The sequence below is a fragment of the Methylobacterium sp. ap11 genome, assembly GCF_900110515.1.
Lineage (GTDB): Bacteria > Pseudomonadota > Alphaproteobacteria > Rhizobiales > Beijerinckiaceae > Methylobacterium > Methylobacterium ajmalii.
In genome coordinates this window covers 75,397-90,708 of the sequence record NZ_FOEB01000007.1, presented here as the reverse complement: position 1 = coordinate 90,708, position 15,312 = coordinate 75,397, and the positions used below count along the sequence as shown (strand labels likewise).

General features: G+C 70.6%; 13 protein-coding genes. 2 read left to right on the top strand and 11 right to left on the bottom strand.

All coding sequences use genetic code 11. The features are described from left to right. Positions 1-33: 33 nt before the first annotated feature. From BMX97_RS12390 to lptB, 5 genes are all read right to left on the bottom strand, one after another. Entirely contained in the window at positions 34-351 is a 318-nt protein-coding gene (locus tag BMX97_RS12390; protein WP_091750653.1) for a hypothetical protein, read from the bottom strand. Between the two features lie 11 nt (positions 352-362). Continuing rightward, a complete protein-coding gene (gene ptsN, locus BMX97_RS12385) occupies positions 363-827 on the bottom strand; it encodes a PTS IIA-like nitrogen regulatory protein PtsN (RefSeq protein ID WP_048451812.1) in 465 nt (154 codons plus the stop codon). A gap of 90 nt (positions 828-917) precedes the next feature. Beyond that, entirely contained in the window at positions 918-1,529 is a 612-nt protein-coding gene (gene raiA, locus BMX97_RS12380; RefSeq protein ID WP_060845371.1) for a ribosome hibernation-promoting factor, HPF/YfiA family, read from the bottom strand. 140 nt (positions 1,530-1,669) lie between these two features. Further along, entirely contained in the window at positions 1,670-3,250 is a 1,581-nt protein-coding gene (gene rpoN / locus BMX97_RS12375; RefSeq protein WP_091750163.1) for an RNA polymerase factor sigma-54, read from the bottom strand. Between the two features lie 368 nt (positions 3,251-3,618). Continuing rightward, positions 3,619-4,494: an LPS export ABC transporter ATP-binding protein gene (gene lptB / locus BMX97_RS12370; protein WP_091750160.1), complete on the bottom strand. Its 876-nt coding sequence runs from the start codon at positions 4,492-4,494 to the stop codon at positions 3,619-3,621. 243 nt (positions 4,495-4,737) lie between these two features. Here lptB and BMX97_RS12365 point away from each other — a divergent pair, with 243 nt between their 5' ends. Beyond that, on the top strand, positions 4,738-5,985 hold the full coding sequence (locus tag BMX97_RS12365; RefSeq protein WP_091750157.1) for an amidase: 1,248 nt from the start codon (positions 4,738-4,740) through the stop codon (positions 5,983-5,985). A 1,165-nt stretch (positions 5,986-7,150) separates the two neighbouring features. Here BMX97_RS12365 and BMX97_RS32835 read toward each other — a convergent pair. The 6 genes from BMX97_RS32835 to BMX97_RS12340 all read right to left on the bottom strand — a co-directional run bounded on the left by BMX97_RS32835 (position 7,151) and on the right by BMX97_RS12340 (position 11,135). Further along, positions 7,151-7,309 carry a hypothetical protein gene (locus BMX97_RS32835; RefSeq protein WP_177202198.1) on the bottom strand — a complete coding sequence of 53 codons (159 nt, stop codon included), beginning with the start codon at positions 7,307-7,309 and terminating at the stop codon, positions 7,151-7,153. A 265-nt stretch (positions 7,310-7,574) separates the two neighbouring features. Further along, a complete protein-coding gene (locus BMX97_RS12360; RefSeq protein ID WP_091750154.1) occupies positions 7,575-7,877 on the bottom strand; it encodes a hypothetical protein in 303 nt (100 codons plus the stop codon). 150 nt (positions 7,878-8,027) lie between these two features. After that, positions 8,028-8,612, bottom strand: coding sequence for an NUDIX domain-containing protein (locus tag BMX97_RS12355; RefSeq protein WP_091750650.1), 585 nt, complete (start codon positions 8,610-8,612; stop codon positions 8,028-8,030). A gap of 32 nt (positions 8,613-8,644) precedes the next feature. After that, positions 8,645-8,917 (bottom strand): sulfurtransferase TusA family protein, encoded by a 273-nt coding sequence (locus BMX97_RS12350; RefSeq protein WP_091750151.1) that lies wholly within the window; start codon positions 8,915-8,917, stop codon positions 8,645-8,647. Positions 8,918-9,096: 179 nt separating this feature from the next. After that, positions 9,097-9,534 (bottom strand): hypothetical protein, encoded by a 438-nt coding sequence (locus BMX97_RS12345; protein ID WP_091750148.1) that lies wholly within the window; start codon positions 9,532-9,534, stop codon positions 9,097-9,099. A gap of 233 nt (positions 9,535-9,767) precedes the next feature. Beyond that, on the bottom strand, positions 9,768-11,135 hold the full coding sequence (locus BMX97_RS12340; protein WP_091750146.1) for a glutamate--cysteine ligase: 1,368 nt from the start codon (positions 11,133-11,135) through the stop codon (positions 9,768-9,770). Positions 11,136-11,661: 526 nt separating this feature from the next. Between BMX97_RS12340 and dnaE the strand changes: the two genes are divergently transcribed. Beyond that, the gene (gene dnaE, locus BMX97_RS12335; protein WP_091750144.1) at positions 11,662-15,198 is read left to right on the top strand and encodes a DNA polymerase III subunit alpha; all 3,537 of its coding nucleotides are present in this window, start codon (positions 11,662-11,664) and stop codon (positions 15,196-15,198) included. Positions 15,199-15,312 lie beyond the last annotated feature (114 nt).

The window sequence follows — 15,312 nt, the reverse complement described above, 5'->3', positions numbered from 1 at the left end:
AGCCCGTTCCGGGCTCGCCGGCGCAGGCGAGGCCTACCGCCCCTTGCAGCGCGTGCGCAGCATCTCCGAGAATTCCTTTTCCGAGCCCTGGACCTGGGCCAGGCGCTCGCTGCGCTCCGCGCCCGACAGGCAGCGGCCGTAGACGGTGGCGGCGCGGCGCATCGTGTCGACGTGCTGGCGCCAGCCGCGGCAGCGGTCGGCGTCGCTGTCGCCGAGCATCTCCAGGCGCTCAATCGCGGTCTTCTGCGAGGATTGCGCCACCAGGAGGTCGCGGGCGCAGGTGCCGTCGACGGCGCGCGCCGGGGCGGCCGCGGCGAGCAGGCACGCCGCCGCGAGAAGGGAAGTCCGCATCGTCACGCCGGTCACGCCGCCTGGGCGGGGGATTGAGTCAGGAGCGCGTAGAGCGCGTCGGCATCGCGGGCCGCACGGATGCGGTCGATGATGCCGGGCTCGCGCAGCACCCGGGCGACCCGGGCGAGCGCCTTCAGGTGGTCGGCGCCGGCGCCCTCGGGGGCGAGCAGCAGGAAGGCGATGTCGACGGGCTGGCCGTCGAGCGCCTCGAAGTCGACCGGGCGCTCGAGGCGGGCCATCAGGCCGAACAGCGTGTCGAGCCCCGGCAGCTTGCCGTGCGGGATCGCCACGCCCTCGCCGATGCCGGTCGAGCCCAGGCGTTCGCGCTGCAGGAGCGTCTCGAAGATCTCGCGCTCGTCCAGGCCCGGCAGGTGGCGGGCCGCCTGGGCGGCCAGCTCCTGCAGAACCTGCTTCTTCCCCTGCGCCCGCAGCGCCGGGAGGACCGCCTCCGGCTTCAGGAATTCCAGCAATGGCATCGAAACCGCTGCCTCATCGGCGGGGACGCATCGGCGCCCCGCACTTGTTCCAGGACCGGAGGCCTTCCGGGAGAGGGCGTTCGAGCCCGCTTACGGAGTGCCGCGTTCCGGCGGATCGATCCACCCGATCGCGCCGTCGCCCCGACGATATACGACGTTGACCCGCTCGGTGCCAGCGTGAACGAAGACGAGGACGGGGACACCGGTGAGGTCGAGCTCCACCACCGCCTCGCTCACCGTGCGCCGGTGCAGGGTGCGGGTGCTCTCGGCGATGATCGGCGGGTGCTCGCCGGTATCCTCCTCCGGCGCCTCGAACACCGAATAGGCCGCCTCCATCACGGCCTCGCGGCCCGGCAGGCTCCCCGGCAGGCCGCCGTCGAGGCCGACTTCCTTGGCGTGGCCGTTGGGATGGGCCTTGAGGCGGTGCTTGTAGCGGCGAAGGCGCTTCTCGATCCGCTCGGCGGTTTGGTCGAAGCTCGCATGGGCGTCGTGGGCGGTGCCGGACGCTTCCAGGGTGATGCCCGAGGGCAGATGCAGCACGCAATCGGTGCGGTAGGCCGCCCCGTCCCGCGCGACCGTCACATGGCCGTGGTAGGCACCGTCGAAGTACTTGGCGAGGGCCGCGGAGATCCGCTCCTCCACCCGTGTCCTCAGGGCTTCCCCCAAGTCCACGCCACGACCCGACACGCGCAACGCTGCCATTGGCTCCCTCCGGTCTCGTCGTTCGTCGGCCCGCGTCCCGGGGACGTCTCAGGCACGGGGCCAGCGCTTCAAGAGCTAGGAACGCGCGGACGCGAAGTCAACGAAGCCGGCTCAGCTCGAAGGCCGGGCCGGCCCCCGCCTCACCGCGCCGGCATCGCGGCACGCTCGCGCCGGCGCTCGATCGAGGAGGGGATGCGCAGGGATTCCCGGTACTTCGCCACCGTCCGGCGGGCGATGTCGACGCCCTCGCCGCGCAGGCGCTGCACCAGGGCGTCGTCCGACAGGACGTCGTTGGCCTCGCCGTCGATGAGCTGCTTGATGCGGTGGCGCACGGCCTCCGAGGAATGGGCCGCCGCACCCGCCGCCCCGGGGATCGCCGCGGTGAAGAAGTACTTCATCTCGAAGGTGCCGCGGCTGGTGCCGATCGACTTGTTCGAGGTCACCCGCGAGACGGTGGATTCGTGCATCCCGATCGCGTCGGCGACGGTCTTCAGGTTGAGCGGGCGCAGGTGGGCGACGCCGTTGACGAAGAACCCGTCCTGCTGGCGCACGATCTCGCTCGCCACCTTCAGGATGGTGCGGGCGCGCTGCTCCAGGCTGCGGGTGAGCCAGTTGGCGGTCTGCAGGCATTCCGACAGGAAGGCCTTGTCGGTCTCGGTCTGCGGGCCGCGGGTGACGGTGGCGTAGTAGCTCTGGTTGACCAGCACCCGCGGCAGGGCCTCGCTGTTGAGCTCGACCAGCCAGGAGCCGTCGGGGGCCGCGCGCACGAACACGTCCGGCACCAGCACCTCGACCGGGCCGGCCCCGAAGGCGCGGCCGGGCTTGGGGTCGAGGCGGCGCAGCTCGGAGAGCATGTCGGCGAGGTCCTCGTCGTCGACCCCGCACAGGCGGCGCAGGGACGCGAGGTCGCGCTTGGCGACGAGGTCGAGGCGCGAGACCAGCGCCTGCATCGCCGGATCGAACCGGTCCCGCTCGCGCAACTGGATCGCCAGGCACTCGGCGAGGTCGCGGGCGCCGACGCCGGACGGGTCGAAGCCCTGGACCAGGGCCAGCACCCGCTCGACGACCGGCATGGCGACGCCGAGGCGCTCGGCGAGCCCGGGCAGGTCCTCGCGCAGGTACCCGGCCTCGTCGATGGCGTCGACCAGGAAGCCGCCGACCAGGCGCTCGACGGGATCGCGGGTGGCGAGGTCGAGCTGGGCCGACAGGTGTTCGTGCAGCGAGGATTCGCTCGTCAGCGTCGCCTCGAAATCCGGCGCGTCGCCGTCGAAGCTGCCGCCGGCATTGCCCCAGGGGGCGGGGGTCAGCGACAGCCCCTCGGAGCCCACCGGCGCCTCGCGGCCGACCGGTCCCTCGTCGGGAAACACGTTGTCGAGGCGGGTGCCGAGATCGCCCTCGATCTCGCTGCGGCTCGGGTTGAGGTCGTGGGAGAGCCAGGGCTCGGCCGCGCCGTCGCCGCCGAAATCCGCGTCGAAGCCGTCGCCGTCGCCCCCGTCCCGGCCGGCCTCCGCGGCCTCGCCATGGCCCTCGCCCCGGGAATCGCCGATCTCGGGCGCCTCGGCCTCGGCCCGCTCCAGCAGCGGGTTACGCTCGAGCTCGGCATCAACGTAGGCGGCGAGGTCGAGGTGGGAGAGTTGCAGAAGCTTGATCGCCTGCAGGAGTTGCGGCGTCATCACCAGGGCCTGGCCCTGGCGCATCTCGAGCCGTTGCAGCAAACCCATCAGCCAGCCCCGACATGCGACGCCCCGGTTTCGGCCGGGGTCGGCACGACTCTTGCTTCATGTCTCTGAATGTAGCTTTAAACCGAAGCGTGGCACGCGTCAAAGCGGACGTGGCGGTTCCGGCGCCGACCGTCCGGGAGGGTGCCGCCGGGGCCAGTCCGGCGCCAGTGGAGAATGGGCTCATCGTGACCGGACCGTCGCCGCGACCCAAGGGGAGGCGAGCCGACCGGGCGACGGGACGAAGCGCAGGCGGCCGCCCGATCTCGCCCGGGGCAGGGTCGTCGCCGGCATCCCTGGGTCCTTTGCCGGATCCGGCCCGCCCGCGGCCCGCTGCGACTTTCCGGAACCGGCGCCGGGGCGGGCGCCGCCTACAGGCGGAAATCCTCGCCCAGGTAGAGCCGCCGCACGTCCTCGTCGGCGACGATCTCCTCGGGCGTGCCCTCGGTGAGGATGCGGCCGGAATGGACGATGTAGGCCCGGTCGATCAGGCCGAGCGTCTCGCGCACGTTGTGGTCGGTGATGAGCACGCCGATGCCGCGGCCCTTGAGGTGCATCACCAGTTCCTGGATGTCGCCGACCGCGATCGGATCGATGCCCGCGAAGGGCTCGTCGAGCAGCATGAACGACGGCGAGGAGGCGAGCGCCCGCGCGATCTCGCAGCGCCGCCGCTCGCCGCCCGACAGCGCGATCGAGGGCAACTTGCGCAGGCGGGTGATGTTGAACTCTTCCAGCAGCGAATCGAGCTTGCGCTCGCGGGTCTTGCGGTCGGGCTCCACCACCTCGAGCACCGCCCGGATGTTGTCCTCGACGTTGAGGCCGCGGAAGATCGAGGCCTCCTGCGGCAGGTAGCCGATGCCGAGCCGGGCGCGCTGGTACATCGGCAGCCGGGTGATCTCGTGCCCGTCGAGGCTGATCGTGCCGCGATCGGCCGAGACGAGGCCGGTGATCATGTAGAAGATCGTGGTCTTGCCGGCGCCGTTGGGGCCGAGCAGGCCCACCGCCTCGCCGTTGCGCACGGTCAGGCCGGCATCGTGCACCACGGTGCGGGCGCCGTAGCTCTTCTTGAGGCCGGCCACCGCGAGGATGCCGGGCCCGCCGAAAGTCGCGGAGGCGCCGTCCCGCTCCGCCGCCACGGCTTCCGCCTTTCGCCCACGGCCGAACAGGCGCCCGAGGCGCGTGACGGCCGGCATCGCCTGGGTCGGAACCGTCTGGGCTTGCAGGGGCAGGGCGGAGGGAAAGGTCACGGGCTCTCTCGCGAAGGATGCCGGCGAAGAAGACCGGCTGTCGGCGCCCCGCCGCGTCGGCCCGATCCGCCCCAGGCGGCCGTGCGGCGGGTGAACGGCGCCGGTTTAGCCGAAGCCGGGCCCCGGCCGCAACGCGCCCGACGGTCCGCCGAATCCTGCCGGCCCTTGCCCCGTGTTCTGGAACACACCGCCACAATGCGCTTACAAAGTCGTTCACACGACTCCTCCCGCCCGGACGGCCCGATGCTCTCGCTCCTCGACCTCTGCGCCCGAATCGACGACGGCCGTCTCACCCCCGAGGGGGCGGTCGGCCTCGTGCGCGAGGCGATCGCGGCCCGCGAGCCGGAGATCGGCGCCCTGGTCTGCGTCGATCCCACGCCCGCCATCCCGACGACGGGGCCGCTCGCGGGAATCGCGGTCGGGATCAAGGATATCGTCGACACCGCCGACCTGCCGACCGCCATGGGTTCGCCGATCTACGCGGGCTGGCGGCCGCGCGCTGACGCGCCCGTGGTGGCACGGCTCAAAAGCCTCGGCGCGGTGCCGCTCGCCAAGACCACCACCACGCCCTTCGCGTTCCTCGACCCGACCGCGACGCGCAACCCGCATCACCCCGGGCACACCCCCGGCGGCTCCTCGGCGGGGTCCGCCGCCGCGGTGGCGGCCGGGATGCTGCCGCTGGCGCTCGGCACCCAGACCGGCGGCTCGATCATCCGCCCGGCGGCGTTCTGCGGCGTCGTCGGGGTCAAGCCCTCGTTCCGGCTGCTGCCGACGGTCGGGGTGAAGTGCTATTCCTGGGCCCTCGACACGCTCGGACTCTTCGCCGCGAGCGTGCCGGACGCCGCCCACGCCCTCGCGCTCCTCGCCGACCGGCCGGCCATCGCCCGTCCCGGCGAGCCCGGGGGCTTGCGCATCGGGATCGTGCGCCAGGACTTCTGCGCCGCCCCCGACCCGGAGGCGGAGGCCGCCCTCGCCCGGGCCGCCCGCGCCGCCGAGCGGGCCGGCGCGAGGGTTCGCGACTACGCCCTGCCGGCCCGGTTCGGCGAGGCCTTCGCGGCCCACGCCACCATCCAGGACTACGAGGTGCGCCAGAGCCTCGCCTGGGAATACGCCACGCACCGCGACGCCCTGCCGCCGCGCCTGCGCGCCGCCCTCGACGCCGCGCAAGGGATCGAGACGGCGGCCTACGACGCGGCGCGGCGCACCGCGCACCACGCGCGGCGCGGTCTGAAGGAGGTTTTTTCCGAGGACGGGCCCGACGCGATCCTGACCTATGCCGCGCCCGGCGCGGCGCCGGCCAGCCTCGACCAGACCGGGGATTCGCGCTTCAACCGCCTCTGGACCCTGATGGGCGTGCCCTGCGTCACCCTGCCGGTCGACCGCACGTCCGCCGGCTTGCCGGTCGGCGTGCAGGTGATCACCCGGTTCGGCGACGACGGCCGGGCGCTCGCGGTGGCGGGGCTGATCGAGCGAGCGCTGCGGGAATTATAGCCTCGCCCGGTCAGTCCGACATCCTGTTCGACATGCGCAACAGGTCAACGGACGATCTTGCTCCAACACGCAACCTCATCCTGATGTGTTGGCGATCGACGATCGCGCGCGATTGACAGTCGAATGACCTCAAGGGGAAGCTTCAGCGGGCGCAGTGATCCCTGGAGCCCTCCTTCGAGGTCAGTCCATCGCCGATGGACTGACGCCTCAGGATGAGGTTCATAATGGGACAGGGTCTCCTGCTCAAGGCAGCCAGGCTCTTACATCTCGATGGAAGCAGCTGACTTCAGCCGATCCGCAGCGTGACTCCAATCCCACTATCTGTTCGACTATGATGATCCGAATTAATTCTGATGATGGCCCTGCATAAGCCTATGGCATTTGGCGATGCTGATGCCGTCCTTTCTTCTTGCCGTCAGTGCCGCGGATCCCCGTCTGCGGCCCGGACACGACGCTCTGGGAGTCCAGGCGCTCGGCAGATAGCGCCACGCCCGAGGGCCGGACGGTGATCCGCTCCGCCGACGACCCGTTCAGGGAGCGAGGACAGCCCCGTCATCCTGCGCGGCAGCCTCGTCGATGGCGGTGCGGTGATGAAGGTGACGGGCCAGACCGGGCGCCTGCATCGCGGCCCGGCCAAGGTGTTGGAGCGCGAAGAGGACGCCTTCGCGGCGATCCGGAACGGTGGTGCGCGACGTCGAGGACCGCCGCCTCGACGCGGCACTTTCCGACGACGAGATCACGCAGCGCCTGGCCGAGCGGCCGGCCTATCGCCGTGGATGCTGAGCGAATACGCCCGTCCCGTCGCGGATGCGCTGCACGACGCAGTCATCGACTAAGCAGATTTCGCCGAAGTGGTTACCGGTTCGGCGCCGAAAATCTGCGTCAGAACAAGAACCTAAGCAGGCTTGCGTTGGCCTGCCAACGCAAGCCTGCTTAGGTGCTGAACGGGGCCGTGTCTCGCGAGATGCCGGCGGATGGACTGCTTCGGCGGCTCGCGGCCGCGCATCCTCGCCTGCATCGCCCAAGGCCTGCATCGCCCAAGGGCCCCGAGGGCCTCCCCGTGGCTGCATCGGGCGCGTGATTCGAAAAGCACGAGGCAGAGCCGAACGAGTTGCCGGCTCCGCCCGTCTCGCGGGCGCGACGAGGGTGAGCCCGTCGCGCGCGATCAGTGGATCGGCTGGTCGGGCTTGCGTTCGCTCTGGGCCAGCGACGCCTCGTAGCTCTCGGCCTGGGCGCGGGTCAGCCCGCTGACCAGCATGAGCGTGCCGCGATAGACCGTGTAGGTACCATCCTGCGTGGGCTTGACGCGAATGACATGGGGCATGCGCTGGCTCCCTTGCGCGAATCACGACGGATTTTCTTGGGCTTGAACGTGACGTTAACGAATCGGGGAGCGCACGCAAGTGGGGTGCGCACGAAAACGCCCGGTTCTCGACACGATCGGACCAAAGTACAGGCGCGTCAGGAGCGGTGTCGGCCGCCTCTCGAAGAGACGACACAAGATCGATCGCGCGGGATCCGATGTTGCCGGCTCACGAGCCGATCGACGACATCATGTGGAAACAATCGCGAAAGCGCCGTCTCGTCGCTCAGGACGGAGCACGGACGCTCGAAACATGGACGGTCGGCGCGGTCTGGGCCGAGGGCGCCAGGGTCGGCGCGCGGCCCGGCAGGGTCCACCAGCCGACCGCCGAATGCACGGCGAGCGTGAGGCAGAGCAGGACCAGCATCGAGAGCGCGTGCCGGGTCATGCTCGGCTCGGCAGGGGCCGGCGCGGCCTCCGTCGTCCTCACCGATGCATCGTCCAGCGGTTCGGGCGCCAGCGGCAGCAGCGAGTCGTAGAAACCGGCCGGCTGGCCGGTGGCGCGGTGGAAGGGTCCAATGCTGAACATCGGCGTCTCCTGTCGAGGCCCCTGCGACGGAGGCTATCGGAACCGCCTAAAGTTAACACCTGATGAACGACGCGCTACCCCCGATCACGAACCCGTGAACGGACCGGCTTGTACACCGGCCGTTCAGGAAGCCGGCGTTGCGGTTTTCCCTCAGTCCTGCTCCGTCGCGGTGGCGACGACTGCGTCTGTGAACAGGTCGGGATGCCGCAGCCGCAGGGTCTGGAGGAGGCACAGCGTCTTCATGTCGGCGATGGCGCCGGCATCGGCCTCGGCGGCGAGCGTCGCCAGGGTGACCTCCACCACCTCGATGCTCTCGTGCTCCTCCGCCAGGCCGCCGCCGGCGCCCTTCCGGTCGGCGGCGCGGTAGGGGGCCAGGAACAGGTCCATCCGCTCGGTCGACAGGCCCGGCAGCGACCAGACCCGACCGGCGGGCTCGAGGACCGACAGCCTGAGGCCGACCTCCTCGAAGGCCTCGCGGCGGGCGCAGGCCTCCGGGTCGTCCTCTTCGCGCAGGCCTGCAGGCGCCTCGAGGATCGAGGCGGTGCCGTCGACGAAGCAGGGCGGCGTGCGGAACTGCCGCACCAGCAGGGCGACCCGGCGTTCGCGATCGTAGGGCAGCACCGCGACTGCGGGCCCGTGATCCTCGACCTCGCGGCCGATCCGGCTGCCGTCCGGCATCCGCACCTCCGCCACGAGGTAGCGCGCCCAGCCCTCGTAGACCGTGCGCGTGCCCATGATGCGCGGCGCGTCGTCCTGGCTGTCCCGGCTCACGCGGCATCCTCCCCGGTCTCGCGATGCGGCGTCTCGCCGGTCCCGGCCCCGCGGCGGATTTCGAAGATCAGAACCCCGTCGTCCCGCAGTGTCCGATCGAGGTGATCGCCGCGCTCGCGCAGCAGGTTGGGAATGTCGATGGCCGCCATCGGGTCGGTGCAGCGCACCGACAGCCCCTCGCCGGGTGCGAGCCCGCGCAGGGCCCTGGCCGTGCGTAGGACCGGCAAGGGACATTTGAGCCCGCGCAGGTCGAGGTCGTGTCGTCGCATGGTCGCCCGAGTTGCCGCACCGCGCCGCGACGGCCCCGTGCCGCCCCTTGCGACGGTTTCATGTCGCGTGACGCTGGTTGGAGCACATCCGGCCCGGACGAGAAAGCCCGGCGCGGGGGCATCCCGCGCCGGGCTTCATGTCTCAGCCTAACCGGCCCGTCCTGGCCGGCTTGCGCCAATCAGTAGCCGTAGCCGTAGTAGCCGCCGTAGGACGGGTAGCTGTAGCCGTAGGACGGATAGCCGTAGCCGTAGCCGTAGCCGCCGACCGGGGCGTAGCCGCCGCCGTACCCGCCGTAGCCGTAGGCCGGGTAGCCGCCGTAGCCGTAGGACGAGGCCGAGCCGGCTGCGATGGCGCCGCCGATGATGCCCAGCGCCGCGCCGGCCGCCAGGGCGCCGCCGGCGCCGATGCCGCGACGGTAGCCGTAGCCGCGATAGCCGCGGTAGCCGCCGCCGTAGTAGCCGCCGCCGCGCCAGCGCACCTGGTCGACGGTCGCGCCCGAGCCGGCGACGGCAGCCGAGGTGGCGGCCGGCAGCGGGGCGGCCTGCGCCCCGACGGTGCCGGCGGTGAGGGCGGCGGCGGCGCCGGCCGCGAGGGCGAGGGTGGTGATGCGCGACATGTCTGCGTCTCTCCAAGCGTCTGAGGAACGTGCCTCGTAGGCCTCAAGAACGGGCAAGGGGCCGGGTCTGTTCCAGGATCGGGAGAGAAGAATTGACCGTCCGTCAGGCGGCCCCGGTCGCGCTTACGGTTAGCCGGTGCCCGGGATCGACTGGGGCGACGGTACGGAACCGGCGATTTAAGCTTGAGCATAAGCCCGGCGCGCGTCCCGCGCCGGGCCGGTAGACCGGGCGGTCAGAAGGCGCAGGCGCCGAAGACCGGATCGACCGAGCCGTTCCAGGGCCCGTGATAGAGCGCCAGCAGGTCCTCGGCCCGGGTCCGCGTCGCCGCGATGGCCTGGAGGGGGGCGAGATGGAGCGTCTCGTCGCGGCCCTGCGCGTCGCGGCGCGCCCGGGCCTTGAGGCCGGCTTCGGCGAGCGCCAGCGCGTCGCGGGCCAGCTCACGCAGGGTGCGCCGGCCGGCCGGCGCGTCGAGGCCGAGGCGCGGCGCCTCGGCGCGCATCGTCTCGCGCTCCTCGGGCGTCAGGTCGCGCACCAGCTGCCAGGCGCCGTCGAGGGCGCCCTGGTCATAGTAGAGCCCGGTCCAGAACGCGGCCTGCGCGGCGATCATCGCGGCATCGCCGACATCGGCGCCGCGCATCTCCAGGAAGCGCTTGAGGCGCACCTCCGGGAAGGCGGTCGAGGCGTGGTTGGCCCAGTCCGACACCGTGGCGCGCTCGCCCGGCAGGGCGGACAGCCGCCCTGCCATCAGGTCGCGGAACGAGGCGCCGCTGACGTCGTGATAGGTCTCGCCGCGCTTGACGAAGTACATCGGCATGTCGAGGAGCCAGTCCGCGTAGGCCTCGTAGCCGAAGCCCTCGTCGAACGCGAAGGGCAGCATGCCGGTGCGGTCGCGGTCTGTGTCGCGCCAGATCTCGGAGCGGCGCGACAGGAAGCCGTTCGGCTTGCCGTCGGTGAAGGGCGAGTTGGCGAAGAGCGCGGTCGCCACCGGCTGCAGCGCCAACCCGACCCGCATCTTCGTCACCATGTCGGCCTCGGACGAGAAGTCGAGGTTCACCTGCACGGTGGCGGTGCGCAGCATCATGTCGAGGCCGAGCGAGCCGACCTTGGGCATGTAGCCCTTCATGATGCGGTAGCGGCTCTTCGGCATCACGGGCGTCTCACCCTGAGTCCATTTCGGGCTCATGCCGAGGGTGAGGAAACCGATGCCGAGGGGATCGGCCGCCCGGCCCACGGCGTCGAGGTGCTGGCTCAGCTCGTGGGCGGTGGCGTGCACGTCCGGCAGCGGTGCGCCCGAGAGCTCGAACTGGCCGCCGGGCTCGAGCGAGATCGCGCCCCCGCCCTCGACCGCCGACAGGCCGATCACCCGGCCCGCATCCTCGATCGTCTCCCAGCCGGTGAGGCCCCGCAGGCCCTCCAGCAGGGCCTCGATCCCGCGCTCTCCCTCGTAGGGCACCGGCGCGTGGTCGGCGCGGTAGAACGGGACCTTCTCGTGCTCGGTACCGATGGCGAAGGCGTCGTGCGGCTTCTCGCCGGCCGCGAACCACTCGATCAGCTCGGACCGCGCGCTGAGCGGGGTCGCGTCGGACACGTCGCGCGCCATGCGCCACCTCGTGCTTGAAGAACGAAAAACCGATGATGCCGGCGGGCGTGCGGCCCACCGCCAAGGTTGCGCCTAAATAGGCCGCGGACGACCGACCCGCAACGCGGCGGACACGACGCCCCCGGGGACCCATCTCCCGGGCACATGCGTCCGGGGCGGCGAGGCCCCGTCAACGTTCCGTTCACTACATCGACCGGATCCGGCACCAAACCCCTTTGACATGGAACAAAACAAGAACAAAGATCGGGGCGTCGAAAGGGGACAGACCATGAACATACGCAAGATCCTCACCGCTGTCACGGAGGTCGCTTCCATGGGCCTGCTCACCGGCGCCGTCGTGCTGTGGGCGGTGGCGCTCTCGCCAATGCACTGAGCCGACCCGGCTTTGCGCGCCGTGGCCCACGGGCCACGGGCCGGGCCGTTCGGCCCGAATCCGGTGGATTTCGCGCCGGTGGTGCGCCGGCAGCCGTGACTCTTAAGGCCTCGGGGGGAATCCTGCCGCGCTGATGTCAGAGCGAGAGTCGCCTTGCAGATCCTGAAGCCCGTCGGCTACGTCCACCTGCACGTCCACTCCTCGTATTCCCTGCTCGAGGGCGCGCTCAAGATCGGCGACCTCGTGAAGGCCGCGGGCGCCGACCGGCAGCCGGCCCTGGCGCTCACCGACACCAACAACCTGTTCGGCGCTCTCGAATTCTCCGAGAAGGCGGCCGGGTCCGGCATCCAGCCGATCGCCGGGATGCAGCTCAGCGTCGCCTTCGAGGCGCCGGAGGCGAACGCCAAGCTGAACGCCTCTCATCCGCACATCGTGCTGCTGGCCAAGGACGAGACCGGCTACGGCCATCTGCTGCGGCTCGCCAGCCGCGCCTATTTCGACAACCAGCTCGGCGAGGTGCCGCGGGTCTCCGCCCAGGCGCTCAAGGAGTGCGCCGGCGGCCTGATCGCGCTCACCGGCGGCATGGGCGGCCCGGTCGATGCGGCGTTGCGCGCCAACCGCCCCGAACTGGCGCTCGCGCGCCTCGAGTCTCTGAAGGCGGCCTTCGGCGAGGACCGTCTCTACGTCGAGCTGCAGCGCCACGGCCTTTCCGACGAGCGTGCCGTCGAGGGCGAGCTGATTCGCCTGGCCGACCGGCACGGCCTCTCGCTGGTGGCGACGAACGAGCCCTATTTCGCCAAGCCCGAGGATTACGAGGCGCACGACGCGCTGCTCGCCGTCGCCGAAGGGCGGCTCGTCTCCGACGACAAGCGCCGGCGCCTGACCCCGCGCCACGCCTTCAAGACCCGGGCCGAGATGGCCGAGCTGTTCCGCGACCTGCCCGACGCGCTCCAGGCGACCGTCGAGATCGCGATGCGCTGCGCCTACCGGGTGCGCACCCGCAAGCCCATCCTGCCGAGCTTCGGCGCCCCGAGCTTGACGACGCCCGCGCAGGGCACGCCGGAGGGCGCCGCCCTCCAGGCGCAGGTCGCCGCCGCCACGACCGCGGTCGCGAAGGACATCGCCCCCGACGAGGCCGCCGAGCTGCGCCGCCAGGCGGAAGAGGGCCTGACCGAGCGCCTGCGCCAGCACGGCCCGGCCGAGGGGCTGACGGAGAAGGATTACCGCGACCGGCTCGAATACGAGATCCGCGTCATCACCAACATGAAGTTCCCGGGCTACTTCCTGATCGTCTCGGACTTCATCAAGTGGGCCAAGGAGCACGACATCCCGGTCGGGCCGGGCCGCGGCTCAGGCGCCGGCTCGCTGGTGGCGTGGTCGCTCCTCATCACCGATCTCGACCCGATCCGCTTCGGCCTGCTGTTCGAGCGCTTCCTCAACCCCGAGCGCGTCTCGATGCCGGATTTCGACATCGATTTCTGCGTCGAGGGCCGCGAGCGGGTGATCCGCTACGTGCAGGAGCGCTACGGCGAGGAGCAGGTCGGCCAGATCATCACCTTCGGTACTCTGCTCGCCCGCGGCGTGCTGCGCGACGTCGGCCGGGTGCTGGAGATGCCCTACGGCCAGGTCGACAAGCTGACGAAGCTGGTGCCGCAGAACCCGGCCAACCCCGTGACGCTGGCGCAGGCCATCGAGGGCGAGCCGAAGCTCCAGAGCGCGATCGAGGAGGAGCCGGTCGTCGCGCGCCTCATGAGCATCGCCAAGAAGCTCGAGGGCCTGCACCGCCACGCCTCGACCCACGCCGCCGGCGTGGTGATCGGCGACCGGCCGCTCGAAGAGCTGGTGCCGCTCTACCGCGATCCGAAGACCGGGATGCGGGTGACCCAGTTCAACATGAAGTGGGTCGAGCAGGCGGGGCTGGTGAAGTTCGACTTCCTCGGCCTCAAGACCCTGACGGTCTTGCGCGCCGCGACCGACCTGTTGAAGCTGCGCGGCATCGAGGTCGATTTGCCCTCGCTGCCGATCGACAATGAACTCACCTACGAGCGCCTGCGCAAGGGCGAGACGGTCGGGGTGTTCCAGGTGGAATCGGCCGGCATGCGCAAGGCGCTGGTCGAGATGAGCGCCGACCGGTTCGAGGACATCATCGCGCTGGTGGCGCTCTACCGCCCGGGCCCGATGGCCAACATCCCGGTCTATTGCGAACGCAAGCTCGGCCGCGACGCCGGCAACGAGAAGAACTGGTACCCGCACGAGAAGCTGGAGCCGATCCTCGCCGAGACCTTCGGCATCATCGTCTACCAGGAACAGGTGATGGAGGTGGCCAAGGTCCTGGCCGGCTACTCGCTCGGCGATGCCGACCTCCTGCGCCGCGCCATGGGCAAGAAGATCAAGGCGGAGATGGACGCCCAGCGCGACCGCTTCGTGAAGGGCGCGGTCGAGCGCGGGCTGGACAAGGGCAAGGCCAACGAGATCTTCGACCTGCTCGCCAAGTTCGCCGATTACGGCTTCAACAAGTCGCACGCGGCGGCCTATGCGCTGATCACCTACCAGACCGCCTACCTGAAGGCGAATTTTCCCGTAGAGTTCATGGCCGCCTCGATGTCGCTCGACATCGACAACACCGACAAGCTCGCCGAACTGCGCCAGGACGCCCAGCGCCTCGGCATCAAGGTCGAGCCGCCGAACGTGAACCGCTCCGGCGTCACCTTCGAGGTGCATGACGGCGCGATCCGCTACGCGCTCGCCGCGATCAAGGGCGTCGGCCGCGCCGCCGTCGAGGCGATCGTGCAGGCCCGCGGGGACACGCCGTTCCGCGATCTCGGCGACTTCGCCCGGCGCCTCAACCCGAAGCAGGTCAACAAGCGCACGCTGGAAAACCTCGTCGCCGCCGGCGCCCTCGACGCGATCGAGCCCGACCGGGCCAAGGCCTTCGCCGCCGTCGAGCCGATGATGCGGCTCGCCCAAGGCGCCGCCGAGGCCGAGACCGTCGGCATGATGGACATGTTCGGCGGCGTGATCGCCGCCGAGGTGAACTTGCGCATCCCTCCTTACGAGAACTGGCCCATGGCCGACCGGCTCAAGCGCGAATACGACGCGGTCGGCTTCTTCCTCTCCGGCCACCCGCTCGACGAGTACGGCGACCTGCTACAAAAGCTCCGGGTGCAGACCTGGGCCGAGTTCTGCCGCTCGGTCCGCGCTGGCACCTCGACGGTCGGCCGGGTCGCGGCGAGCGTACTCGACCGCGCCGAGCGCCGCACCAAGACCGGCAACAAGCTCGGCATCGTCACGCTCTCCGACCAGACCGGCCATTTCGAGGCGATCATCTTTTCCGAAGGCCTCTCGCATTACCGCGACATGCTGGAACCCGGCGCCGCCCTGGTGCTCCAGCTCCAGGCCAGCACCGAGGGCGAGGACGTCCGCGCCCGCATCCAGACCTGCGAACCCCTCGACCAGGCCGCCGCCCGCCACCAGAAGGGCATGCGGATCTACCTGCGCGACGAGCGCCCGATCTCCAGCGTGCAGCAGCGGTTGCAGGTGCGCGGGGAGGGGGAGGTGTCGCTGATCCTGATCCTCGATGGGGGTGAGCGGGAGGTGGAGGTGAAGCTGGGGGGGAAGTATCAGGCGACGCCGCAGATCGCGGGGGCGCTGCGGGCGGTGCCGGGGGTGGTGCAGGTGGAGGTGAGTTGAGGAATGGGTGCTACCTTAATCAATGCATTGTAGAATGCATTTATCGGCGTCGCTGTTCTATAGCATATTTGCCGTCATATGGAATTTACCGCTTCCGACGTGTAGTAAGTGATT